27 protein-coding genes are annotated in these 24,617 nt (G+C 47.9%); 12 read left to right on the top strand and 15 right to left on the bottom strand.

Features of this window, described 5'->3' with window-relative positions; translation table 11 throughout:
* The first annotated feature begins 161 nt into the window (after positions 1 to 161).
* From AC0VYQ_RS14000 to AC0VYQ_RS13985, 4 genes are all read left to right on the top strand, one after another.
* Entirely contained in the window at positions 162 to 1,112 is a 951-nt protein-coding gene (locus tag AC0VYQ_RS14000; RefSeq protein WP_475403841.1) for a sugar-binding transcriptional regulator, read from the top strand.
* A gap of 27 nt (positions 1,113 to 1,139) precedes the next feature.
* Positions 1,140 to 2,111, top strand: a complete 972-nt coding sequence (locus AC0VYQ_RS13995) for a Gfo/Idh/MocA family protein (RefSeq protein ID WP_475403840.1) — start codon at positions 1,140 to 1,142, stop codon at positions 2,109 to 2,111.
* Between the two features lie 32 nt (positions 2,112 to 2,143).
* Complete coding sequence (locus AC0VYQ_RS13990; RefSeq protein WP_159173277.1) at positions 2,144 to 2,659, top strand: VOC family protein; 516 nt, start codon at positions 2,144 to 2,146, stop codon at positions 2,657 to 2,659.
* A 133-nt stretch (positions 2,660 to 2,792) separates the two neighbouring features.
* Complete coding sequence (locus AC0VYQ_RS13985; RefSeq protein WP_475403839.1) at positions 2,793 to 3,839, top strand: DUF2332 domain-containing protein; 1,047 nt, start codon at positions 2,793 to 2,795, stop codon at positions 3,837 to 3,839.
* Positions 3,840 to 3,977: 138 nt separating this feature from the next.
* On the opposite strand, the gene AC0VYQ_RS13980 is transcribed toward AC0VYQ_RS13985, so the two are convergent.
* Complete coding sequence (locus tag AC0VYQ_RS13980; RefSeq protein ID WP_475403838.1) at positions 3,978 to 4,592, bottom strand: TetR/AcrR family transcriptional regulator; 615 nt, start codon at positions 4,590 to 4,592, stop codon at positions 3,978 to 3,980.
* A gap of 174 nt (positions 4,593 to 4,766) precedes the next feature.
* Between AC0VYQ_RS13980 and AC0VYQ_RS13975 the strand changes: the two genes are divergently transcribed.
* The 3 genes from AC0VYQ_RS13975 to wrbA all read left to right on the top strand — a co-directional run bounded on the left by AC0VYQ_RS13975 (position 4,767) and on the right by wrbA (position 7,227).
* Positions 4,767 to 5,498 carry an ABC transporter ATP-binding protein gene (locus tag AC0VYQ_RS13975; RefSeq protein ID WP_475403837.1) on the top strand — a complete coding sequence of 244 codons (732 nt, stop codon included), beginning with the start codon at positions 4,767 to 4,769 and terminating at the stop codon, positions 5,496 to 5,498.
* Entirely contained in the window at positions 5,495 to 6,514 is a 1,020-nt protein-coding gene (locus AC0VYQ_RS13970; RefSeq protein ID WP_475403836.1) for an ABC transporter permease, read from the top strand. The genes AC0VYQ_RS13975 and AC0VYQ_RS13970 overlap by 4 nt, the downstream gene beginning before the upstream one ends.
* A 110-nt stretch (positions 6,515 to 6,624) precedes the next feature.
* Positions 6,625 to 7,227, top strand: a complete 603-nt coding sequence (wrbA, locus tag AC0VYQ_RS13965; RefSeq protein WP_475403835.1) for an NAD(P)H:quinone oxidoreductase — start codon at positions 6,625 to 6,627, stop codon at positions 7,225 to 7,227.
* 81 nt (positions 7,228 to 7,308) lie between these two features.
* Here the strand turns inward: wrbA and AC0VYQ_RS13960 are convergent, their stop codons facing one another.
* The 6 genes from AC0VYQ_RS13960 to AC0VYQ_RS13935 all read right to left on the bottom strand — a co-directional run bounded on the left by AC0VYQ_RS13960 (position 7,309) and on the right by AC0VYQ_RS13935 (position 14,296).
* On the bottom strand, positions 7,309 to 9,744 hold the full coding sequence (locus AC0VYQ_RS13960; protein WP_475403834.1) for a HAMP domain-containing sensor histidine kinase: 2,436 nt from the start codon (positions 9,742 to 9,744) through the stop codon (positions 7,309 to 7,311).
* 240 nt (positions 9,745 to 9,984) lie between these two features.
* A complete protein-coding gene (locus AC0VYQ_RS13955; RefSeq protein WP_475403833.1) occupies positions 9,985 to 11,007 on the bottom strand; it encodes a zinc-binding alcohol dehydrogenase family protein in 1,023 nt (340 codons plus the stop codon).
* A 193-nt stretch (positions 11,008 to 11,200) separates the two neighbouring features.
* On the bottom strand, positions 11,201 to 11,704 hold the full coding sequence (locus AC0VYQ_RS13950; RefSeq protein WP_475403832.1) for a PCYCGC motif-containing (lipo)protein: 504 nt from the start codon (positions 11,702 to 11,704) through the stop codon (positions 11,201 to 11,203).
* 92 nt (positions 11,705 to 11,796) lie between these two features.
* Positions 11,797 to 12,711, bottom strand: coding sequence for a metal ABC transporter substrate-binding protein (locus AC0VYQ_RS13945; protein WP_475403831.1), 915 nt, complete (start codon positions 12,709 to 12,711; stop codon positions 11,797 to 11,799).
* On the bottom strand, positions 12,708 to 13,559 hold the full coding sequence (locus AC0VYQ_RS13940; RefSeq protein ID WP_029331835.1) for a metal ABC transporter permease: 852 nt from the start codon (positions 13,557 to 13,559) through the stop codon (positions 12,708 to 12,710). The genes AC0VYQ_RS13945 and AC0VYQ_RS13940 overlap by 4 nt, the downstream gene beginning before the upstream one ends.
* On the bottom strand, positions 13,556 to 14,296 hold the full coding sequence (locus AC0VYQ_RS13935) for a metal ABC transporter ATP-binding protein (protein ID WP_214767820.1): 741 nt from the start codon (positions 14,294 to 14,296) through the stop codon (positions 13,556 to 13,558). The genes AC0VYQ_RS13940 and AC0VYQ_RS13935 overlap by 4 nt, the downstream gene beginning before the upstream one ends.
* A gap of 228 nt (positions 14,297 to 14,524) precedes the next feature.
* Here AC0VYQ_RS13935 and mgtE point away from each other — a divergent pair, with 228 nt between their 5' ends.
* Entirely contained in the window at positions 14,525 to 15,877 is a 1,353-nt protein-coding gene (gene mgtE / locus AC0VYQ_RS13930; protein ID WP_475403830.1) for a magnesium transporter, read from the top strand.
* Between the two features lie 220 nt (positions 15,878 to 16,097).
* Here the strand turns inward: mgtE and AC0VYQ_RS13925 are convergent, their stop codons facing one another.
* The 4 genes from AC0VYQ_RS13925 to AC0VYQ_RS13910 form a co-directional block, all read right to left on the bottom strand.
* The gene (locus tag AC0VYQ_RS13925) at positions 16,098 to 16,739 is read right to left on the bottom strand and encodes a hypothetical protein (protein WP_475403829.1); all 642 of its coding nucleotides are present in this window, start codon (positions 16,737 to 16,739) and stop codon (positions 16,098 to 16,100) included.
* A 17-nt stretch (positions 16,740 to 16,756) separates the two neighbouring features.
* Positions 16,757 to 17,086, bottom strand: coding sequence for a potassium channel family protein (locus AC0VYQ_RS13920; protein ID WP_029331830.1), 330 nt, complete (start codon positions 17,084 to 17,086; stop codon positions 16,757 to 16,759).
* A 10-nt stretch (positions 17,087 to 17,096) separates the two neighbouring features.
* On the bottom strand, positions 17,097 to 18,665 hold the full coding sequence (locus AC0VYQ_RS13915; RefSeq protein WP_475403828.1) for a GGDEF domain-containing protein: 1,569 nt from the start codon (positions 18,663 to 18,665) through the stop codon (positions 17,097 to 17,099).
* A 91-nt stretch (positions 18,666 to 18,756) separates the two neighbouring features.
* A complete protein-coding gene (locus AC0VYQ_RS13910) occupies positions 18,757 to 19,599 on the bottom strand; it encodes an SDR family NAD(P)-dependent oxidoreductase (RefSeq protein WP_475403827.1) in 843 nt (280 codons plus the stop codon).
* Positions 19,600 to 19,736: 137 nt separating this feature from the next.
* Between AC0VYQ_RS13910 and AC0VYQ_RS13905 the strand changes: the two genes are divergently transcribed.
* The 3 genes from AC0VYQ_RS13905 to AC0VYQ_RS13895 are packed head-to-tail and all read left to right on the top strand — an operon-like array spanning position 19,737 to position 21,999.
* Positions 19,737 to 20,498, top strand: a complete 762-nt coding sequence (locus tag AC0VYQ_RS13905) for a DeoR/GlpR family DNA-binding transcription regulator (RefSeq protein WP_088838008.1) — start codon at positions 19,737 to 19,739, stop codon at positions 20,496 to 20,498.
* The gene (locus tag AC0VYQ_RS13900; protein WP_475403826.1) at positions 20,495 to 21,535 is read left to right on the top strand and encodes a Gfo/Idh/MocA family oxidoreductase; all 1,041 of its coding nucleotides are present in this window, start codon (positions 20,495 to 20,497) and stop codon (positions 21,533 to 21,535) included. Before AC0VYQ_RS13905 ends, AC0VYQ_RS13900 begins: the two co-directional genes overlap by 4 nt.
* Positions 21,532 to 21,999 (top strand): heme-degrading domain-containing protein, encoded by a 468-nt coding sequence (locus AC0VYQ_RS13895; protein WP_475403825.1) that lies wholly within the window; start codon positions 21,532 to 21,534, stop codon positions 21,997 to 21,999. Before AC0VYQ_RS13900 ends, AC0VYQ_RS13895 begins: the two co-directional genes overlap by 4 nt.
* Before the next feature lie 62 nt (positions 22,000 to 22,061).
* Here the strand turns inward: AC0VYQ_RS13895 and AC0VYQ_RS13890 are convergent, their stop codons facing one another.
* From AC0VYQ_RS13890 to AC0VYQ_RS13875, 4 genes are all read right to left on the bottom strand, one after another.
* The gene (locus tag AC0VYQ_RS13890; protein WP_159173292.1) at positions 22,062 to 22,541 is read right to left on the bottom strand and encodes a DMT family transporter; all 480 of its coding nucleotides are present in this window, start codon (positions 22,539 to 22,541) and stop codon (positions 22,062 to 22,064) included.
* A 13-nt stretch (positions 22,542 to 22,554) separates the two neighbouring features.
* Positions 22,555 to 22,983 (bottom strand): DMT family transporter, encoded by a 429-nt coding sequence (locus AC0VYQ_RS13885; protein WP_159173293.1) that lies wholly within the window; start codon positions 22,981 to 22,983, stop codon positions 22,555 to 22,557.
* A gap of 70 nt (positions 22,984 to 23,053) precedes the next feature.
* Positions 23,054 to 23,371: an ArsR/SmtB family transcription factor gene (locus tag AC0VYQ_RS13880; RefSeq protein ID WP_214850855.1), complete on the bottom strand. Its 318-nt coding sequence runs from the start codon at positions 23,369 to 23,371 to the stop codon at positions 23,054 to 23,056.
* Positions 23,372 to 23,415: 44 nt separating this feature from the next.
* Entirely contained in the window at positions 23,416 to 23,859 is a 444-nt protein-coding gene (locus tag AC0VYQ_RS13875; protein WP_475403824.1) for a GNAT family N-acetyltransferase, read from the bottom strand.
* Positions 23,860 to 24,028: 169 nt separating this feature from the next.
* Between AC0VYQ_RS13875 and rpoE the strand changes: the two genes are divergently transcribed.
* Positions 24,029 to 24,553 (top strand): DNA-directed RNA polymerase subunit delta, encoded by a 525-nt coding sequence (gene rpoE / locus AC0VYQ_RS13870; protein ID WP_029331815.1) that lies wholly within the window; start codon positions 24,029 to 24,031, stop codon positions 24,551 to 24,553.
* The last annotated feature ends 64 nt before the right edge of the window (positions 24,554 to 24,617 follow it).

The following is a 24,617-nucleotide window of genomic DNA, read 5'->3' as shown; positions in this document are numbered from 1 at the left end:
TGTCTAATGATATGTACCCTAAAGTCGAGGCTTGAGAACGTCAGAATGTGCTAAGCCTAGAGAAGATGTAAAAGGAACAGTGTCATTTATTTTTCTTTAATTTGGAAAACATTTGCACGAATGTGCATTGTGGTGTACATTTGTGCAAAAGGGGGTGCATAATGAGCGATCCACAAGAAATAAACGTGCTGTACCGGGTAGCACGTATGTATTACGAACAGGATATGACGCAAAGTGAAATCGCAAAAGAGTTAAGTGTTAACCGAACGAGCATCAGTCGGATGTTGAAAAAAATTCGTGAACAGGGAATCGTCCAGATTCGAATCAATTATGATGCCTTTCGTGATGTCGCAGTCGCAGAAAAACTAAAAGCACGCTATAACTTGAAGGAAGTCATTCTCGTACCAACGAAACGAGCGGAGTCAAAGCCGCATAGATTGATGGCGATGGGACAGGCCTGTGCGAGTTATTTGAACGAAATCATCAATGAACAGGATGTCGTTGGCTTTTCTTGGGGCAGCTCGTTAGCCGCCGTCGCGGAAGCATGGCATCCGACAAAAGGACTCGACATTACATGTGTACCGTTAATTGGGGGACCGGACGGAAAACTAGCCAGTCGCTATTATGCAAATACGATTGTCTATGAAGTGGCACGAAAAACAAACGGTCAGTCCAAGCTGATCGATTTTCCGGCAATCGTCCAGACATCGGATTTAAAAACAGCGCTGACGGATTCAGGACATTTTCGTGAAGTCGAAGGGTTATGGGGTCAATTACAGGTTGCGGTCGTCGGAATCGGCTCACCGTTGATCAATGACGGTCCGAACTGGCTTGGGTTTTACGGGGAACGGCTCGACCGGTCGATGCAAGACGGACAAGTCGTCGGAGATATTTGCTCGAACTTTTTTGACGCGTCAGGGAAACTCGTCGAAACCGAGCTGACGGGGCGGACGATTTCAATTGATTTGGCACAATTGAAGCAAGCAAACTATGCGATTGGAGTCGCTGAATCGACAGCGAAAGTGAGTGCAATCCGGGCAGCGTTGACGGCAGGATACCTGAACGTCCTCGTCACGACGGAAGAGACGGCATACGAATTGTTGGCAGAATGAGTACGGATTATAAGGGAGCGATTGAAGATGGAACAAGTGAATTGGGGAATCGTTGGACCAGGCGGCATCGCAGCGGAATTTGCCGCAGCAATCAAAGAAGTGAATGGACGGATATTCGGCGTGTGGGGAAGAAATACGGACAAAACGAACCGATTTGCTGAACAGTTCGGGATTGAGCAGGTGTATGCCGATACGGAGACGATGTTCCAGGACGGGCGAATTGATGTCGTCTATATCGCGACACCACATAGCGTCCACTATTCGTATATCGTCGATGCCTTAAACGCCGGAAAACATGTGTTATGTGAAAAGGCAATCACGATGAACAGTACGCAACTTCAAGAAGTGATTCAGCTTGCGCAGGCAAAAGATTTAATCCTCGCCGAAGCAATGACGATTTATCATATGCCGCTGTATCGAAAGCTCCATGAAGTGATTGATCAAGGGAAAATCGGCAAAATCAGCATGGTCAATGTCACGTTCGGTAGTAGCAAGGAAGATGATCCGACGAATCGGTTCTTCAATCCGGATCTTGCCGGCGGGGCGATGCTCGATATCGGAACGTATGCACTCTCGTTCACACGCTTGTTCTTATCGAGTCAGCCGACCGAATTGCATACGACACTTAAAAAATACAAGACAGGTGTCGATGAACAGTCAGGCATCGTGATGAAAAACAATCAAGAGGAGCTGGCCGTCGTGTCACTGGCGATGCGGGCGAAGATGCCGAAGCGGGGAATCGTCGCTGGAGAAAAGGGCTTTATCACGGTCGATGATTTTCCGCGGGCAGACAAGGCGACCATCACCTATACGGCGGATGGGACCGTCGAGACGATCGAAGCCGGAGATACGGGTAAAGCTCTCGTGTATGAAGTCGAAGCGATGAATGAGATGGTGATGAACGGACGAGAAAACTGGACGTTACCACTCTCACGTCAAGTGATGAGCTTGATGGATGAGGCACGCCAACAATGGGACTTATCCTATTCTTTTGAATAATTAAACGGAATCATGCGAAAGGAGCGAGTACGATGATGAGAGGAATCGATCATGTCGGGATGACTGTACCTGATATGGAAGAGGCGACGACATTTTTCAAGCAGGCCTTTGACGCGGAGGTTTGTTATGATGTGCAACGCCCTGAGCAAGAACCGATGCAAGGTGAGGAAGTCGAACAGCAACTCGGATTACCGTCTGGGAAAACAATCATCCACATGCGATTACTGCAAATCGCGAAGGGACCGACGCTCGAACTGTTCCAGCTCGGCACGCCGACGGATCAGGAACCGGCACGGATTTCTGACCTCGGTCTGCACCACTTCGCAATCTATGTCGATGACATGCAGGAAGCGACGCAGCGGTTTAAAGACGCAGGAGGAACGCTTCTTTCGGCACCGCATCCGTTAGCTGGTGTCGAGGATGGTCCGCGTAACCGTGGCGTCTATGGTGTCACGCCATGGGGCAGCTTGATTGAATTAATCGCTTATCCGGACGGTATCGATTATCCCGATGGTAGCGAAGCAAAGCGGTGGACACCACCGGCTTAAAATCGTAGAAACGAGTGATGTTATCCTTCTTAAGGAAGCGTGCATCGCTCGTTTTTTTTGCCCTGCTTAAAAAAAGGTTTTTGGAAGGATTTGGTGAATTTCTAATAAAAGAATGAAACAAGGGGGAAGATGGATGACACATGAAGAATTAGCGGTACGGTTTCAGACGTTCGCGGAACGCGAGTGCAAGGACTCGAGTCCGTTTTACGACTACTTGTCGCGTCACGTCGCGTGTGACACAGCGATTTTGACAATATGCCAACAGGCACGGGACGGACAACCGGTACCGAACCTCTTGTTTGGTGCCGTCCATTATCTGTTACTAAAAGGGGTCGAGCATCCGTTAGCCCGGTATTATCCGAGTGTGACGACGGACGCCGCACCGTTCGATGAGTCATTTCCGGCTTTTCAGGATTTTTGCCGGGTCTACGAAACGGAATTGATTGAGTTGCTGACGACGCGTCTCGTCCAAACGAACGAAGTCCGTCGCTGCACGTATCTCTATCCGGTCTTCGGGATGATTCATCAAGCCGAACAGCGTCCGCTCGCGTTACTTGAGATCGGTACGAGTGCCGGTCTGCAGTTGCTGTTCGACCAGTACGCATATGACTACGGAACGGGGGAGACGTTCGGAAATCCGGCGTCGCGTCTTCGCTTGACGTCGACGATCGAGGGCGAGCATGTTCCGCCGCTTGCACGGACAGCACCGCCGATCGCGGAGCGAATCGGACTCGACCTGAATACCGTTGATTTGACGGATGACGACGAACGACTATGGTTAAAGGCCTTGATTTGGACGGAACACCGTGAGCGGCTCGAATTGTTTGAACAGGCGGCCCGTTACGTCGTCGAACATCCGCTCGAGCTGATTGAAGGGGACGGGATTCAACTTCTTGAACCATGTGCCGAGCGAATTCCGACAGCGCATATCCTCTGTATTTTTCATACCCATGTCGCGAATCAGTTGCCGCTTGCGCTGAAAAAAGAACTGCTCCACGTCGTTGAACAAATCGGACAGATGCGTGACGTCTATCACCTGTACAATAACGTCCAGGACCGTTATTTGCACCTCGATCTGTACCGGGACGGGACACTCCAGGAACAGACGATTGCTGAAACGGACGGGCATGGGCGTTGGTTCAAATGGTTGTTGCCGACTGCATCCGTTCTTCCGAACTAAGGAACACACGGAAGTAACCGGTTGAAGTTGAATAAGACACGAGAAAGAAGGGACGGTCTATCGCTGATAGGTGACCGTCCCTTTTTCTCGTTTTCTGGACACCGTCAGTTGTGCGCAACAGCATGTTGTGTGAGGGAATTACATCAAACCGCCGGCTCGAAGGGGTCCCTGCGTCGTGATCGTAAAAATGATTTTTGCGATTTCTTCCGGGGATTCATCGCGGTCTTGGATGAGCCATTCCTGCATGACACCGATATGGGCAGACGCGATATAGGAAATGAGGTAATCGCTTGGGACAAGTGCTTTTTGTCTCAAGAACAACGAACCGGACGCCCGCTTAAAGAGTGCGTCATGCATGAACTGCTTTAGACGGGATTGAAAGTGCGGGTCCCCCGTCGGACCTAACAGTGACTTCATGATGACACGGTTGCGTTGAAGGAACTCTGAAAAAGGAACCAGCACCCGGTAAGCGTCCGGTGGAAAGCCGGTTGGATTTTCCTGATGGAACAGACGTTGCAGGTTCTTGATCAGCTTCTCTTCCACTTCTTCAAAAATCTCGTCGATGTACGCATTCATCAAATCATACTTATCTTCGTAGTGACTATAGAATGTCCCCCGGTTGATTTCTGCTTGTTTTGCGATATTTTTTACGGTGATGCTGTCAAACCCCTGTTTTTCAATCAAGGTCAACAAGGCTTCTTTAATCAATTTTTTAGTGCGGATTACCCGTAAATCTTGTTGTTCCTTACTCATTTCGTCACTCCTTTTCAACACTTTGAACGGATGTGTCGCCAAAGCAACACAATCCGGGTGATTGCTTATTGTCGCCTTCTGGACGGACTCGCTATACTTTAATTATAAACAACACGGTGTCTAATATCTTGTTTAATTACTCAAAACGAGAGAAATACAAAGGAGCGATTTTTTATGAACATTCAAGTAAAGGAAACGAGTAAATCGTTTGATCAGATAGAGGTGATTCGCCACGTCGACTTAACGATCATGTCCGGTGAAATCTGTTGTCTGTTAGGACCGTCGGGTTCAGGGAAAACGACATTGATTCGCTTGATGATCGGCGCGATTGCCCCAAGCAAAGGAACGATTCATATCGGAGAGACATTGATGCCGGACATGAAGCTGCTGAATGATATCGGATTTATGCCGCAAAACAATGCGCTCTATGAAGATTTAACGGCAGAAGACAACTTAAAGTTTTTTGGTTCACTGTATAAGTTGGAACGGCAGGTTCTTAAACAACGGATTGAGGAGGTGTTGACGATCGTCGAGTTGACGGCACATCGGAACAAACGGGTCCACGCCTTTTCAGGTGGGATGAAAAAACGGTTATCGTTAGCGATTTCGATTTTACACAAACCGAAAGTTTTGTTTTTAGACGAGCCGACTGTCGGAATCGACCCCATCTTACGGCGGGAAATTTGGCGGCAGTTCCATCAGATTAAACAGGACGGAACGACAATCGTCGTCTCGACACACGTCATGGATGAAGTCGTCGAATGTGACCGGGCTGCCTTGATTTACAACGGTGCATTGATTGAATACGATACGGTCGATAAGTTACTTGCGAAAACAGAGACGGGTCGTGTCGAAGAACTGTTTATTTTAGCGGCAGACCAGCAAAAAGGAGGCGACCCGCGATGATGCAGTTAGCGAAACGTGTTGTCCGTCAAACATTAAACGATAAGCGGAGTGTGATGATGATTTTGATTGCGCCGTTACTGATTTTGACACTGATCTATCTGCTGCTCGGTGATACGGATTATGTCCCCGTCGTTGCGGTCGATGGGGTGACACCCCCGCAAGTCACGACAATGTTAGAAAAGCAGGAGCTTGAAGTGATTGCGTTGCCTAAAGACGTAGATTCGGCTAAAACTTATCTCACCAGTCATCCTGACGTCGATGCGGTATTCCGTGCTGACCGGGAAGCGACGAACATCACGCTCCAGGAACCATCGACGAAATCTTCAATCGCTGTCAAAGAAATTCAAGCGGGTCTTACTTCGCTCAATCCAGCGGCAGCAATAGAAACGGGTTACGTCCATGGTTCGACCGACCAGTCGACGTTTGATTCACTCGGGTATGTGTTTTTGTCCTTATTCTCGTTCTTTATGGTCTTCGTCATTTCTGCGATGGCATTCGTCAAGGAACGGAGTGATGGGACGCTTGAGCGTCTGTTGATGACGCCGATCAAACGAAGTGAAGTCATCCTCGGGTATACGATGGGGTACAGCGTGTTTGCCGTCATGCAAGCCATCCTGATTGTCCTGTACACGGTCTATGTCTTACAAATGGCGTCTAACGGTAACGTCTTTCTCGTTTTACTTGTCTTATTGTTACTCGCGACGACAGCTGTTTTATTCGGAGCGACGATTTCAGTGTTCGCGAGTTCAGCGCTACAAGTTGTTCAGTTGATTCCGTTTACAATCATCCCACAAGTTTTTTTCTCCGGTTTGATTGTGCTCGACTTGATTCCGTACCACCTCGGTAATTTAAGTTACGTGATGCCAATCTTCTACGGGGCGAGTGCGATTAAGGAAATCATGATTTATGGGAACGGTTGGAGTGCGATTTGGGGCTATCTGTTAGGACTCGTCGGTTATATTATCGTACTGTACGTGATCAATATACGAGCGCTTAAAAAATTCAGAAATGCCTAACTCATAAAAAATCTTAAAATCAAGGTAAAGACGTTTTTTTACAGACAAAATGGGAAAAGATAACCTGTACATCCATTGTCCGTCACTGTCGTAGAAAAAGGAGCGATTCCATGTCTAATGTGAAATTAGCAGTCATTTACTACAGTTCGACCGGTACCAATCATCAACTCGCCACGTGGGCGAAAGAGGCAGGGGAAGCTGCCGGAGCAGAAGTCCGCCTTGCAAAAGTTAAAGAAACCGCACCGGCGGAAGCGATTGCCTCGAATCCACTTTGGCAAAAACATACGGACGCGACACGTGACATTGAAGAAGCAACCGTCGATTTACTCGACTGGGCGGATGCGATTATCTTTAGTGTGCCGACGCGTTATGGACATGTCCCGGGTCAATTCCAACAATTCCTTGATACGACGGGAGGACTTTGGGGACAAGGAAAACTTGTCGATAAAGTCGTCAGTGCAATGTCTTCTGCACAAAACCCGCATGGTGGTCAGGAAACGACCGTCCTTGCCGTCTATGCGACGATGTTCCACTGGGGTGCAATCGTTGCGGCACCTGGCTATTCGGATTCGGTGCTGTTTGCAGCAGGAGGGAACCCGTACGGAACGACGGTCACCGTCGACCAGGAAGGGAAGATGGTTGAGTCAGTTGAACCTGCCGTCCGTCATCAAGCAAAACGGACAGTCGAAGTGGCGAGCCGTCTCCTGAAGTAAGAGCGCAAATTCAAGCAATCAAAAAAGGACGATCGATAGCGTTTATCGATCGTCCTTTTTGTATGAAGTGTGTAGTTGAAATCAAGCATTCGGATGGCGCAATGGCAAGTCGACCGTAAAAGTCGATCCTTCACCTTCGATGGATTCGACGTGGATTTCACCGTCATGAGCACGGGCGATTTCGCGACAAATCGATAGACCCAGTCCAGTCCCGCCGATTTTGCGTGTATCCGAGTTATCGACCCGGTAGAATTTTTGGAATAATTCACCCATCGCAGAAGTCGGAATCCCGATTCCGTGGTCACGAATCGCGACGGAAGCCTGCGTATCGCGAACCGCTAATTCGATATCGATGGCTCCGCCGGCCGGTGAATATTTGATGGCATTGTTGATTAGGTTCCCGAACAATTGACGGATTTTTTTCGCATCGCCTTCGATTAACAGATGCGTTACATCGTGTGAGACGGTAATCACATGAGTCGTCGAAGAGAGACCGTGGAATTGTTTCAGGTCTTCAATCAGTTCGACTAAATCAAACGATTCAAACTCATATTCCTGACGGTCTGCTTCCATCCGTTGTAAATCAAGGAAATCGTTAATCAGTAGAGATAAGCGTTTTGTCTCTGAGTGAACGGCTTCGAGGTAAGTCTTTTGCCGCTTCGGTGACAGCTCACGTTCAATCATCAATTCGGTAAATCCGTAAATCGATGACAAGGGTGTCCGTAATTCGTGCGAAATCGTCGAAACGAGTTCATTTTTTAAACGATCGATTTCGACTTCGTTCGTGACGTCACGCATAACGAGCATGATGCCACGGAACTGACCACCGTAGTGGATTTTTTCAGAATACGTTTTGATGAAACGTTTTTCCTGATCGATCGAGAACAGGATACCTTCACCGGTTTCGTGCTCAATAAAGGTTTGATGCAAATAACGCTCAAACTCAGGCAGTTGGTCAACCCGGTATTTTAAATTGACGATCGATTCATCAATATCAAGCAACCAGTCGACTTCCGAATCTTGTTCGATTGAATGGTTGAATAGATCAAGTAACGGCCGGTTAATTAATTGATTAGAGCCGTCCAGTTCAATGTAGACGACGGATTCTCGGATGGAGTTGAGGAGACGGGATGTCTTCTCGCGTTCACGGTCGATTTCATCAAACGTTCGCATCCGAAGCAGGGATAGGGCGAGTTGACGTGAGAAGGTCGCAAGTTCTTCTTGTTCTTGTTTGTTGAAGGCCATGTCTAGACGCATTAAATAGATATAGGCAATGATTTCATCCGTGCTCGGATCAAGAACCGGAGTAACGGCTAAGGCGCGTTCATCATTTTGTGCCGTATGCGGCAATTTGTCACGGCGCGCCTGACGAATCAATGGTTCAATCGTCGCGATCAAGGTGTCCTGTTCTTGATCTGTCATTGCGTGCGAGATGATGTTGGTTACAGTCGTTCCTTCTTTAAAGATAATTGATCCATGCGTCGATCCTGTAATTTCAACCATTTTTTCGATGACTGCAGGGTAAGCCGTCACGGAGTCACGGGAAGCAAGCGTCTCTGTCAGTTGGTTTCGTGTTTTTAGTAACGCTTCATTGCGTAACGTCACTTTGAGTGCTTGTTCCAAGTTATCGTTCGTCGACATCAAGCGATGCTTGTTATCAATCAAGGCAGATGCCATCTGATGAAACGACTTACTAAGTTCTCCGATTTCGTCAGATCGTTCAATCGGAATCAGTGGTGGCGTATGTTGTCCTTGCGCGAGCAATTTACTTTCTTTACTCAGCAGTTGGATTTGACGCGTCGTTCGTTCGATGAAAGGACGAACGAGGAGTAACACGACGAGAAACAGGACTGCTAGGTTAATTAACCAAATCCAACCGGCGTATTTCGTCTGTTGAACGAGTTGGTCTTTTGCTGTTGCTTCCTTTGCGTTTAAGCTGTTTCGGTAACTCGTAAAGACACTCTCCATCGTGTTGACACTCGTGCGCATCGTTTCGCTATCGGAAGCATCCATTTTAAATTTCCGGTCAGGATCTGATGGAATGTCTGGCATCATTGCTTTTAAACTCGGCATCTCAAGAAACGTTTCATCAATCGCTCCTGACTGTTTCGCTTGGACGTAACGGATGAGACTCGGCATGACGAATTTCGTATACGACGTATAGAGCGATCGGATGTCAGTCGCATAAATTTGATCAGCTTCATAAATCCGATTTTGTTCGAACCATTTCGTCTGGCGCTCGAGTGATGCTTGTTTCGACTCGATCACATCCATGACGGCGTCATCTCCGAAGACGACATAGCCCCTGACTTCATACTGAAGCGACTGCCATGTATCCCAGAGCTTCGTCGCGCGGTCTTCTCTGGTGCTGATATCGTCAATCCTACTTTCGGCATTAGCGACTTGATAATTTGTATAAAAGTAAGCAGCAATCGAGGTCGCTGAAAGTACAAGTAAGATAAGATAAAAAGCGAACATGATTTGCCGACTGATTTTTTTATTTAACCATTTATTCATATAATTTTTAAATGCTCCTTTACGTCAGCGTATATATGCATTAGATGTAACTTGTGTACATATTTTTCTTATCATAATCGTACATTTTTTAGACTTAAAAATATAGAAGAAAAATTAAAATACCTTTAATATGAGAAATTAACATTAGAAAAGACATACTGATTGACAGTATGCCTGAGCGTAGAATTGACCTTAGTTAAGTTAGTGTTTTACTTGAATGGCTCGGGTGAAGTGACCGGATCATGCTTCTGCGACGACGACCTTCCCGATCGTCTTTCCGCTTTCGACGAGCCGGTGTGCTTCTTTTAAGTTTGCTGCATTGATGCCGGTCAAGGTTTTCGTGACCGTCGTTTCTAACTCCTCTGCATCGAGCCACGCCGCGACTTGCGTCAAGATATCGTGTTGGCGCATCATGTCAGGCGTTTGGAACAGGGACCGGGTGAACATGAATTCCCAGACGAAGTTCGCACTCTTCTGTTGCAGGGCACTTAAATCAAGCAATTTGTCGGTCTCGACGATGCTGCAAATACTTCCTTGCGGTGCAATGACATCGACCATCGCTTCAAAATGCTGATCGGTCGCATTCAAACAAAAGATGTAGTCGACGTACGAATAACCGAGTGCTTCCAGTTGCGGGCGGAAGTCCTCATGGTGGTTGATCGTATGGTGTGCCCCGTGTGCTTTTGCCCAGTCGATCGTTTCACTGCGCGAAGCCGTCCCGATGACGGTCAGTCCGGCTTTGTTCGCGAGTTGCGTCGCGATGGAACCGACACCACCGGCTGCACCGATGATTAAAATCGTCTTGTCGAGGTTCGACTTGGCGTCAAACGAGATATGGAGGCGATCGGTCAATGCTTCGTATGCCGTCAGTGTTGTCAACGGCAACGCCGCCGCTTCGGCGAACGTCAACCGTTCCGGTTTTTTCGCGACGATTCGCTCGTCGACGAGTTGGAACGTACTGTTTGATCCCGGACGGTTGACGGCACCTGCATAATACACTTCGTCACCGACTTCGAACCGTCCGACGTCATTCCCGACTTCGACGATGATTCCGGCAGCATCATACCCGATGACTTTCGGTTCCGTTTCATCTTGACCGTGTGCCCGGACTTTCGTATCGACCGGATTGACGGAAACGGCTTTAACTTCGACGAGTACATCATGACCAGTCGCTTCCGGACGTGGCAGTTCAAGATCAATCAAACTATTCTCTTCTGTAATCGGCAAGTGTTGGTGAAATCCAACGGCTTTCATCTGTGTCATCTGTCGTCATCCTTTCCTGTTTCAGGTATCTCTTCAAAATGTTCCACCGTGTAGCTGAAATGAAACGTCTACAGAAAGAAGGAAACGCTAACGCTTTGAATGCTAATTGTGCGTCAACAAAAAAAGCCCCATCGATCAGACGACGCATTTAAAGATGCGCAGCCGTATGAGTAAGGGGCTTTTTGAACGAGTATTATAATGCAGGTGTTTTTGTCGGGGCGACTCCAGTAGTTGCGTAAGCCGCATCGATGTCTTGGCGGATTTTTTTGATCGGTGTTCCTTGTTGGTAGGCGACGATGGATTGTGCCGCGATATCGAGACATGTCCCGCATGTGATGCCGTGTGTCGTCCACGTCGTTTCACCTGCTGCTGTCTGATCGGCGATGAAACAGTCATAGTTACTCGTATGACCGGCCGTCTCACCGCATCCACAGTAACACGGCATTTTTTCAAGTAAGTCTTGATGCTTGGCGACGGCAAGATAAATCGTTTGGATCGATTCATCGGTTTCTTTTAAGAAAGCGGGTGCAACCGTCTTGGCACTCGTTTTTTCGAGTTGATCCCCTGCACCGTGCGTCTCGTGCTCTGCATGTTCTGTGCTCATCTGTTTGTCTGTATGTTGTTCCGCTGGGGCACAAGCGCCGAGCGCTAGACTTGCCGTCAACGTTAGTGTAAACCAACGTACTTGTCGTTTCATGAACTTCCCTCCAAATCGATTTCCTCTATCAGTCAGTATACCGTGTCGTTTAATCGATTTGAGAGGAGGATGATGACGATTCGATGACTAGCTCATTTCAATTGTTGTTCAATCGTATCGAAGTTCGCTTCCATCATCGTCAAATAGGTCGATCCGTCTTTTCCTTCGGCACCGAGTGAATCGGTGTAGAGCGTACCACCAATCGGGACGCCGGTTTCACGCGAGACAGTTTCCATGCTCCGACGATCGACGCTCGTTTCGACGAACAGGACGGGAATCTCTTGTTGTTTAATCAAGTCGACGACGCGGCGAACTTGATCCGGCGTCCCTTGATTATCTGAATTGATTTCCCAAATGTAATCGGCTTTAAAATCGTAAGCATCACTAAAGTATTTAAACGCACCTTCGCTCGTAATCAGGTGGCGTTGTTCTTCCGGTATCCGGGCAAAGCGTTCTTTTGCTCGCGTATCGAGTGTTTCAAGTTCTTGAATATAGGACGATGCATTTTTTTCATAATCAGCTTTATGTTCCGGGTCTTCTTTAATGAGACCGTCTTTAACATTTTCGACATACTGAATTCCGTTTTGAAGATCGAGCCACGCATGGGGATCGGTTTCCTGTTCTTTCCCTTTAGATGTCAGGTACTTCGGATCGACACCTTGACTCAGTTCATAGACAGGAGCATCTTTATCGTCTTTGTTCGTACTTGAACGTAATTTGTTGAACCAGGAACCTCCAGCTTCAAGGTTGAGTCCGTTGTAAAAGACGACATCGGCATCGGCCATTTTTCGAACATCCGTCGGAAGCGGGTCATATTCATGCGGGTTTGCTCCGATTTTGACCATACTATGGACCTCGACGTGTTCGCCGCCGACGACGCGGGCCATGTCCTCTAAAATCGAATAGGTCGTTACGACCTGAAGTTTATCGTTGTCTGTAGATTCACTTGAACATCCAGCGAGTAGGGCGCTGAGACCGACGAGTGGAATGAGATTTTTTAGTTTCATGAAGCAACCTCCTTTGTTGATGTTTTCCATTTCCGCATCAAGCCGTGGCGCGGAGAAAAAATGAAGACGAGCGCAAACAATGCGGTTGCGACGAGAACAATCGACGCACCAGAAGATAAATTATACGTGAAGCTCAAGTAAAGACCGATGATGGCGGAAATCGTTCCGAAGCTGGCCGACAGGAAAATCATCCGTGAGAGCCGGTTCGTCAACAGGTAGGCTGTCGCAGCAGGCGTAATCAGCATCGCGACGACGAGAATGATGCCGACGGTCTGTAAGGAGGCGACCGTGACGAGCGTCAACATCATCATCAATAAATAATGGATGAATCGTGTCGAAAGACCGTAGGCAGCTGCCATCGTCGGGTCGAATGAGGTCACGAGTAATTCCTTGTAAAAGAGATAAATGCCACCGAGGACGATGATACCGATGATGAGGGTCATCCACATATCACTCGGACGGACGGCGAGCACGTTACCGAACAGGATGTGGTACAGGTCGCTGCTACTGCGTAAAAATGAAATCAGGATAATCCCGAGAGCGAAGGCGGACGTAAAGAGAATCCCGATCGCTGTATCATTCTTGATACGACTGTTTTGGCTGACGAATCCAATCCCGAGTGCCGTCAACAGACCCGTCGCGACCGCTCCGATGAAGAAGTTGATTCCAAGCAAGTAGGAAATCGCGACACCGGGTAAGACGGCGTGCGAAATCGCGTCGCCCATCAAAGACATGCCGCGCAAAATGATGAAACATCCGATCACGCCGCAAATCACACCGACCATGATGGACGTGATGAGTGCTTTTTGTAAAAAATCGTATTGAAAAATCGCTTCGATGAAATTCATGAGGAGACCTCCGCTTTCTTCAAGAAGGCAAGTGGATTCCCGTAAGCCCCTTCAATCGTATCTGCTTGCAAGACCTCTTCCGGTCGACCGTACGCGATTGCCGTCTTGTTAAGGAGTAACAATTCGTCAAAATAATCAGCTGCCTTACTCAAATCGTGATGGACGACGATGATCGTTTTGCCTTCGTCACGCAACGTGCGCAGGAGATCGATGATGACACGTTCACTGACGACATCGACACCGACGAACGGTTCGTCGAGTAATAAAAGTTCAGCTTCCTGGGCAAGCGCACGAGCTAAGAAGACCCGTTGTTGCTGTCCACCAGACAGTTCACCGATTTGGCGGTCGGCGAATTCACTCATGCCGACGCGTTCGAGACAAGCACTCGCAAAAGCGCGGTGGTGTTTGTTCGGTCGTTTGAACAACCCGAGCTTCGGATAACAACCGATCAGTACGGCATCGATGACACGAATCGGAAAATCCCAATCGATGACACTCCGTTGCGGGACATAAGCGATTTGAGTTCGCGTCGCATCAATCGTTTGTCCGAGCAGGGTGATTTTTTCAGCTTGAGCAGGAATCAACTCCATCAAGGCTTTGATGAACGTCGATTTTCCGGCACCGTTCGGACCGATGATGCCGACGAGCTGACCGGATAAAATGTTTAACGACACATCTTCAAGTGCCGTCGTCTCAAAATAGGAGACAGATAAGTGTTCTACTTCTATCGCGTACATCGTACATGCTCCTTTCAAATTTTAATGAAGGTATAAAAAGTTTCCTTAGGGCAAAAAAAGAACTAAAAAAATTAGATTGCATAAAGTCATGTATCATTCGCTAAACTATAAATGTTTCCTTAGGGCAAACTTTAACGGGTTTGTCTGCAAATGTCAACTGGATTCAAAGGGGGAGCTTTTGAACATCTCATGCTAAGATATAGAAGGAGAAAACGTGGGGGTGGTAACGTGAGTCAGTCGAATGAACAACAGTGGAAGTTATTGTTGCTGGATGCGCTGTTAAAAGAGCGTCGTGAACAAGCACAACAAGCGATTGAGGAAGTCTATCCCTATGACTTAGCAAAGCTTTATGTTGAGCTAGAACCAGTCGAGCAAGAACAGCTGCTTCGTTATCTCGATCACGAGCGTTTAGCAGATGTCATTGAGGAACTTGAGCTTGAACAACAATTAGAAGTCTTGCGTCGACTCGATGTCGAACATGCGGGTCACGTAATGGACTTGATGGAAAACGATGATTTAGTCGACATCTTAGAAGAGCTGCAAGAAGAGGAAGTCGACCGCCTTCTGTCCGGTATGCGTCAGGATGAAGCGCTCGTCGTCCGAAACCTGCTGACCTATCCGGTCGAGACAGCCGGTCGCTTGATGACAAACCGTTTTATTTGGGTTCCGGAGGACTTCACGGTCGGAGAGACCGTCGAAAAGATGCGTGACTATATCGAGTATTCGGAAACGATTAATTATGTCTATGTCGTCAATCAGTTGAGTGAACTCGTCGGTGTCATCTCATACCGGAATTTAATTCTCGCGAATAATGCCGAGCGGATTGGTGACGTCATGGATCGAAAAGTCATCCGTGTATCGGCTGAAACCGATCAGGAAGATGTCGCGAAGATGTTCGAACGCTATGACCTCGTTTCGTTACCTGTCGTCGAAGGCGATGTACTCGTCGGTCTGATTACGGTCGATGATGCGTTAGATGTTTTACGGGAAGAAGCGAATGAGGACATCGAGAAGCTGGCAGCGTCCGGTAAGTCGATTGATTTTGAGACGAAACCACTGATTGCCGCAACACGTCGGTTGCCTTGGTTGATTTTATTACTGTTCATCGGCCTCGTTTCCGGTTCGATCATCAGTCAGTTTGAGGAGACACTATCGAAAGTCGTTGCGCTCGCCTTCTTCATGCCGATGATTGCCGGGATGACCGGAAACACAGGAACGCAATCACTTGCGGTCGTCGTCCGGGGGTTGATTACACGGGAAGTCGACAAAAAGGTCGTTACGCGTTTGATTTTACGGGAATTCCGCGTCGGTTTAATCATCGGGGTGACGTGTGGAATTTTAATCGCCATCATTGCCTATGTCTGGCAGGGAAATCCGATTCTTGGTCTCGTCGTCGGTAGTTCGTTAATCATCACGTTGATTTTCGGAACGCTCGCCGGCACAATCATTCCGCTGATTTTGCACCGGTTGAAGATTGACCCGGCGATTGCCTCGGGTCCACTCATTACGACGCTCAATGACATTTTGTCGTTACTCGTTTATTTTGGGATTGCGACTGCCTTTATCAATCATTTGATGTGAAACATTGAAGAAGCACGCCTGACGATTTGTCAGGCGTGCTTCTTTCGTGTAGACAAAGTTGTAGTCGTGAAAAGAGAGCGTCGTTCTTTTCGTTGCTTTCCACACAGGAGTTAACGAAATGTGACGCTTTTTAGGCGTGTCGCTTTGAAGACGAGAAAGCGCTATAAGGCAGTGCACCTACATGAACTCTTCGACCTCGATAAGCGATACATCGCCTGAATCAAGGCGTCATCCGTGTCCAAACGGCGAGCGGACCGATATCATCAAATCCGGCCTCGAGTGCTGTGATCAGTTGATCGCCATACTCGTAGCCGACGATTCGTTGCCCGGGAAAATGGGCTGAACTGAGCCGTATGACATCGTCCCATAAGCGCTCGTCGAGATAATCCGATGTTAAATGCGAAAGTCCCGTCGTCTGTCCGTTCGAAAAAGCGATAAAGGCAGCTTGTTGTTGATCGGAGAAAAACAGGCGGACCTCTTTTCGATTGAATAGGTCACGTGGTAAGTCATGGACGTCGACGAGTTTGAAAAACTGTTCTGCAAGCCGCACGTTTGTCACGACCGTCCAGTCAGGCGGCAGGGCCCGACGATCATAAATCGGTTGGCGTGCAATCCACTCTGCTGTAAAGAGATGAGTCAGACCGTCTTTTGAAAAATCATAGCTCGCCGTACAATCTTTGATACTGCTTGCTGTATCGAACGTCAAGTGTTGATGGGGCGTCCGAATCATCACTTCTTGATACAGTGCAGGCACGTCTCCGGTCGCGATCCATTGATCGTCCGTTTCCTTTACGGTACAGCCGTGGAGCTCACAGATGAGCCGACACCAGTCGAAGTTGTTTTGAATCGCGGCTTGTCGCATCGGACGTTCTCCCTTCATCAATCTTCGTCGGGTTGCTTAATCAATACGTACGAGAGGGTAGCAATCAAGGTCAGGAACAGACCGCATCCAATCGTAATGTAGGCCATCGTGAAGATTTTACTAAGTGTCGTCGTCGGGACGAACGTCGGGTGACCGATCGTACTGAGCGTCGTGATGCAGAAATAGAGAGCATCGACGATCGATAAATTTTCTTCGGTGCTATAGAAAATTGTCCCGGAAACTAACGTCAACAAACAGAGGAACAGGAGTCCCTGGAAATAAGAAATCTGAAACGCTCGTCGAATGCCTTTGAACAACCGTGAAAAAATCGCTAAAAATGAAATCATACAAATCTCCTTAATGCTGACGCAATGTTTTGTCCATCGTATCATGAATCCGGTAATCATTTTTACCGTTGTTTTTGACGTCATACATCGCCTGGTCTGCATGGTGAATCAATGTATCAAGGTTGATCCCATGGTCAGGTGAGAAACTGATCCCGATACTCGTTCGGATGTCGATTAATTCTTCAGCTAGCGTGAAAGGATTGACTTGGAACCGCTCGAGCAAGGACGTCGCGAAGTGGTGCAGCTGTTCTGGTGTCTGGTCATAGAGCAATAAGAAAAATTCATCGCCTCCGACACGTGCCGCAAATCCGATTTCTGCGACATGTTCTTCTAGCAACTGTGCGATGTGAATTAAATATTCATCACCGATTTGGTGACCAAACGTATCGTTGATCGCTTTGAATCCATCGAGATCGACGACGACAATCGAGCAACTCGCGTGTTGTAAAAGTTCCGCCGCGGCTGTTTCGTAAAAACTGCGCCGGTTCGGAATCTTCGTCAAGGGGTCGTTATAGGCGAAGAAACGAATCGCTTGTTCCGCCTCTTTCGAAGCTTGAATATCACGAATGAGCAACATCCCATGCAGTTCTTGTTCGATGAAAACGAAATCCCCATCCATGACGACATACCGTTCCTGTTTTTGAATCGTCGCGACTTTCGTTTCGTATTCGATGAATTGATTAGAAGAGTCAAAGTGGTGCGTGTAATGTTCGAGCCAGTCCGTTCGCTTGTTTTGCGGCAAGTAATCAAGGAACGACTGTCCGACGAGTTCCGTTTCTTCGAGCAGTTGATAGGCGGCCGGATTAGCACTTTCGATGACGCCACTGCGGTCTAGAAGAACGATGGCTGACGGGTTCAAGTTGTAGAGTGTCGCGAAGCGTGTTTGATAAGAAGCCAAGAAATCAAATCGACGCATTGACATCGTGATGGCAGCCGCCCAAAAGAGTCCACCATACATATACGCATACGGTGGGATCTTGCCGTAAAACGAAAAGTAACCGAACAAAATGTTCCAGATGAGTGTGAGCGAAGCAGCGAAAATCAGTAAGGTGATAATCCCCCGCCGCGCATCGTTTAATTGTTTGCGTGTATAAACAAGTAACGTGAAGACCAAGGTGTGAAAAACGTTTCCGACGGTGATCGTAATTAAATAAGATGAATTGAATTCTGGGTAGATGAACAGACCGACTTGTTCAAAACGTTGGCTGTTGATGACGTTCGTTTGAAAGAGATAAGTGACGAGGACGATGAGCATCGGTGCGTAAAAAATCCCGGGATACAAAAAACGAGGGATTTTTTTTCGAAGATTTGAGACACGAAAGATAAAGTGAAGAGACGTACTAAATACAAGTAATCCGGCATTCCCGAACCAGTACGTCACGAAAGCCGGACTCATTTCGATCGGCGAAGAATTTCGGAAAAATTCGCCTAAGAACATCATCCCGTAAGCAAATGTGAACAAACTTAACAGGCGGTGTTCCGCTCGTTTCGGGTTGCGTAAAAAAATGTCGACGGACATATAAAACATGATGAACGTGGGTAGTAGATAAACTGCGGTAAACAAAAATAATGTCGTCATGACAAGACCGCCCTTTCTAAGCTGTAGGTATATAGTCTCAGTATAGGACGTCTGACGAGAGGATGACGGCGTTTTTTTTACAAGAGGGAAATCATTCAAGATTTAATGTCAATTGACGTGTCTTCGTGATACCGATTAATCCAGACGGATCGGCAGATGTCTTATGCGCGACGAAAGCCTCGTCGACCGGTGTCGTGCGGACGCGCAGCGGTTTTGGTTCTTTCATGTGGACGAGGGCATAAACCAACTCAGCGATTTCACGCGATGCTTGGCGCGTCGCATGGTGTTTCCGGTACAGACGTAAATAATTTTCGACGATTGGTTTAAAATCATCCTCATGCAAGCCGCCTGACTGCTCGAGCTGGTCAAGAACGTTTGCCGTGAAGTTCGTCTCGACGGCACCGGGCTCAATCAGTGTCACATCAATTGAAAAGAACGGTTTGTAATAGGTCGCGAGGCTTTCGAGTAAACCTTCGACGGCAAATTTGCTCGCACAATAAATTTCATTGAGTGGTTGTCCGACGAGTCCGCTCGTACTTGAAGTCGCGAGCAAGTGACTCCCGTGCGGTGCCGCTTTTAACAGGGGCAGACACTGTTCAATCGTTCGCATCACGCCAAAGACGTTCGTCTCAAACAGTTGGTTGATCTCATAACTCGTCGCCTGCCCGATTGCCCGCAGTAAGCCTTGGCCGGCATTACAAAACAAGACATCGAGATGACCGACCTCTTGTTCGATTTGGTGAGAAGCTGCTTTCAAACTTTTCGTATCCGTGACATCAAGTGTAATGAAGCGAAGGTGAGTGGAACTAAAGTCTTCAAGTGTTTCCGTTCGTTCGCGTACCCCCGCGTAAACCGTCCATCCGGCTTCAGCAAAGCGACGAGCTGTCGCTAATCCGATTCCTGACGAGGCACCCGTAATTAACATGGATTTCATATCGTCGTCCCTCCTTATCTAATGTGGCGTTAGTTTCCTTTACCCGAATCCGGATACGTTTTATTTGCATTAAAATTGCAATTTTTAATGAAAAAAATTAAAATAAAGGGAAGGATTGAATATAGGGGAGGTGCTTTATGGGTCAAGCAGAACGATTACAAAAGATGCGTGAATGGATTAAGACGACGCCGGAGCTGACGCTCGATCAACTGGTCGAAACGTATCAAATTTCGCGGGATACAGCACGGCGTGACATCATTCAACTGGAAAGTGAAGGCGATATCATTCGCATCAAAAACGGGCTTGTTCGTGCGGGGGCGAAGCGCACCTTGAAGTACGATCAACGGACGGAGCAACCAGAGAAGGAACGGATTGCAAAACGGGCTTCGATGCGAATCAAGCAGGATGACCGGATTGTACTCGATGCGGCGACGACGGTCGCGAAGATGACGGCGTATATTCCGTTCTATTCCTTACAGGTCATCACCAATTCACTCGAAATCGCGGAGCAGATCGGCGAACGGGCAAACGTCGACTTGTATGTCACGGGTGGCAAGTTCGATCCGCATGCGAAGAGTCTCGTTGGTATCAAAACAGCGGATGACATCCTGCATTATCAAGTCGACCGCGTGTTCCTCGGAGCGTGTGGACTGACAAGTGAAGGGGTGTTCGCAGAAAATTTAGAAGAAGCGATCGTCAAAAAGGCGATGATTCGGAGCGGGGCAGAAGTGATTGTCTTAGCCGATCGGACGAAGTTCGACAAACGTTTTTTCCATAAAGTCTGTAGCTTAGAACAACTCGATGTCCTGATTACGAACGAGCGCCCATCTGCGGATTGGGAAGAACGACTACATCAAGCAGACGTCACGATTGAAGTGGCGAAGGAGGAATTGACATGACACCGATTCAAACCACGATTGTCGGATTCGGCTTTTCAGCCGTGACGTTCCATGCCCCGTTACTCGATGCGTTACCCGAATTCCATGTGCGACAAGTCGTCTCACGTGACGCGGAAAAAGCCCACCGTGTCTTTCCGGAAGCGCGTGTCGTTGCGACGCTCGACGAAGCCTTGCACGATCAAGCGACAGAGCTCGTCGTCATCACGACACCGACAGGTCTTCATTTCGAGATGGCGAAACAAGCAATCGAAGCAAACAAACATGTCTTACTCGAAAAACCGGCCGTTGTTACGATTGAGGAAGGGGAGGCGCTACTGGCACTTGCCGAACAACATCGGGTGCATGTCGCCGTGTATCACAACCGTCGCTATGACGGTGACTTCCTGACGGTCGAGCAATTGATAGAAGCCAATGAAATCGGTGATTGGCAACTTCTTGAGTCACGTTTTGACCGTTACCGTCCGGTCGTCCGTGACCGCTGGCGGGAGAAGCAGGGAGCGGGTTCCGGCATCTTGTTTGATCTCGGTTCCCATTTGATTGATCAAGCGCTTGCCTTGTTCGGTGAACCGGACAAATTGACGGGTGACGTCTTGATGCAACGTGACGGGGCAGAGACGGATGACGGCTTCCATATCACGCTGCACTATGGCAAACGCCGGGTGATTCTTCGCTCGACATCGTTCGTCCAAGGACCGACACCACGTTTTGAGTTGCACGGTACGCGGGGAAGCTATGTGAAATACGGGATGGACCCGCAGGAAGCGCGACTTGCTTCAGGACGGGAAGCGGACGGGACATTAGGTGAGGACGACCCGGAGGACTTTGGTCATCTGCAGCTGGCAGAACAGGCAGCAGAACGGCTGGAAACGCTATCCGGAAACTACCTCGGCTATTACCGCGACCTAGCGGACGGGTTAGCGACAGGACGACTGCCGGTCGACTTGCATGATGCTTTGAAGACGATGAAGCTGATTGAAGCCGTCCGCAAAAGTAGTGAAGACGGACGGACGATCCGTCGGAAGGAGTGGGACAGATGAACATCGAAACTTTACTCGAACAAGAACAACAGCTCGTCTTGACGAGTTTGACGAATCAAGAGGCGATTGCTGCCGGACAATACGTCATTGAGCGGGCACTGCGCGAAGAGTTAGCGGTTGCCGTCGAAATCAAACGCAATGGACAACGTCTTTATTACGCGGCACTCGAAGGAACGGCTCCCGATCAAGAAGAATGGATTCGCCGGAAATCAAACGTCGTCACCCGTCATGGGCACAGCTCGCTCTACATGCGTGTCTACAATGAACTGAAACAACGGTCCTACCATACGATGTACGCCGTTGCGCCAGCCGATTATGCGGATGCGGGGGGATCGTTTCCGATTCAGGTCGCAGGCGTCGGGATCATCGGTACACTGACCGTGTCCGGATTGTCGCAAGAGGCCGATCATCAATTAGCGGTCGATGCGTTGACCTTCTTAAAACAACAGCAGTCGATGGCGTAAAAAACCCGATCACTTTCGCGATGCAGCAGCGGAAGTGATCGGGTTTTTGTTAAATCGTCTACTTAAGACGCGATTGAGTCGGCATCTGTTGCCTCGACCCGTCGTTTATTTCCACGGTAGATGAAGAATAGGGCGGCCAACATGAACAGGAGACCGATAAAACGTTTCAAATCGAACGTAACTTCGACACCGCCGAATGCTCCGAAATGATCGATGACCATACCGGCGGACAATTGACCGACGACTGTTGCGATACTCGCAGCCGTGACCCCGATTTTTGGGACCGCTAAAATCGTTAAGAACAGGTAGCTGACACCAAACAACACCGCACTGAGCTGCCAACGCGGAGCATCAAGTAGAAGTAAGACATCGCCTTGACCGAAAAAGAGAACGGCAAGTGCTAAAAAAAGCATCCCCGTAAAGAAGGTCAAAAACGTACTTTCGAGTGCCCCGGCTTTTTGACCGAAGACGCCATTGATCGATGATTGCGCACTGAGTAAGACGCCTCCGAGTAATGTGGCACTAAGTAATAATATATTCACGAATGAGACCTCCTTAGAAAATTAAGAACAAGGCGACGATCATCAGACCGGACGCGATGAGTTTATCTTTGTTGATGGCGAAGCGCCGGCTTCCAAGCCATCCTTTATGCTCGATGACCATGCTGGCGATCATTTGACCGATGATGACGCTGATCATCGCGAGTCCAACCCCGACGAGAGGGATACTGATGATCAAAATCGTTAAGTAAATACTTCCGAGCAGACCGCCGAGTAACGTCCATTTCGGTGCTTTGAACGTGTAGGCGAGGGAACCTTTTCCGAAAAACAACATGATTAAGCCGATGATGATCGTACCGGCGAAAAAGTTGTAGAAACTGCTTTCGAGCTTGCCGATGCTATTTCCGAGTTCGCCATAGATGGCCCCCTCGATGCTGAGCGCGATTCCGGCAAGTAGGGCGAATACGTAATAAATCAATTTCAAAACAAGTCACTCATTTCCATTTATAAATCTATATATCGAAAAATGTCGATATATGAGGTGCGGAGAACGTTTATAGTTCTCCTTTGAAGTACTCTGCTAGTTCTTGAATCTTTTCCTCATTTCGTCGATAATACGTCCACTTACCATGACGCTCCGATTCGAGAAGACCTACTTTTTGGAGCATCGCTAAATATTGAGATACCGTGGATTGAGAAAGATTTGCTTTCTCCTGGATATCTCCGACACAGACGCCTCCTTTTTCTGAAGAGTTCGCGGACAAGTGGGCAGTCGGTTTACCGAAATGAGTTTGCGGATCCTTGAGCCAACGCAGGATATCGAGCCGCACTTCGTTCGATAAGGCCTTAAATAAATCGACTTGAGTTATCATGTCCCTAATTTAATCGGAAATTCGCGATATGTCAATTCATCCGTTCATAGATTGACAAAGGAAGACTTATCGAGGGCGTGGGTGACTTTCTCACCGGATGCAGGTACGAATCCGAGGCGCCGATAAAAACCATCTGCGGCATCAGAGAAGAGTACGAGCCGGTCGTAACTTAAGAAAGCTTCCCGAATCATTTTCTCGAGTAAGCTCGTTCCGACTCCTTTGGACCGTGCTTCAGGTAAAACGTAGACGTGGCGAATCCGGCCGGTCGAAGCTTCGTGCGGTTGTTTCGTATAACCACCACAGGCGATAGGTTGCCCCATCGGCGAAAGAACGATGAATAGCGCCTCACCGGTCTCTTGAAAGGTTTCATCGCGACGATTTCGTAACATGTACTCAATAAATTGAAATCCTTCCTGCGAGCTTTTCGCAAGTAAAGGCAACCAATTATAGCTGTCAAAATCGTTCACTCGTTCAACTGTCATCTCCATCGTCAATTCCTCCTTCTTCTCCCTGCATTATTCCTTTTTTAGTGAGGACAGAAACACAAAAATGAAGCAAATTAATCTTTTTTCGAATAGAGACTGGATTTTTAAAAGCCATTTTGCGTATAATGAGAAGTAATGGATTGAACGCAAATGAAAGGAAGTGGCCGTCACAATGAGCCTCAGCCGTTTGAGTAAAGAAAAAATTACTGAACTTTCACTGATTGAATTCGTCAATGAAATGCTTCAAGAAGCTGGCGAACAGCCAATCACTTTCGATGACATCACGAAAGAAATTGAAAAGTATCATTCGTTTACAGGTGAAGAAGACAAGTTCGAGAAACTTGCTCAACTCTATACAGACATGAATATCGACGGAAACTTCGTTAACGTCGGAGCAAACCGTTGGTCACTCCGTGCTTGGTATCCGTTTGATAAATCAGACGAGGATCTCGTCATCGAAGCACGTCAACGTGGTGAACTCGACGAGTTCGAAGAAGAGTTCAACTATGACGCAGAAGAAGATGAATTCGAGACGATCGAAGATGACCTCGATACATTCGCGAAGACAGCGGACTATGATTCAGCTGACGACACGGAAGACGATTCTTTCAAGAAAGTTGCAGCAATCGACGATCTTGAAGATGATTTAGAAGAAGACGATCTCGAAGACTTCGAGGACGACGAAGAAGAAGTATAAACAACCGTACAGCTGCGATTTCGAGTAAGAAATCGTAGTTTTTTCATTGACGGCTGACTAAGGA

This window comes from Exiguobacterium sp. QJM3NY_9 (genome assembly GCF_056173545.1).
This window is presented reverse-complemented; position numbering and strand designations above follow the sequence as displayed.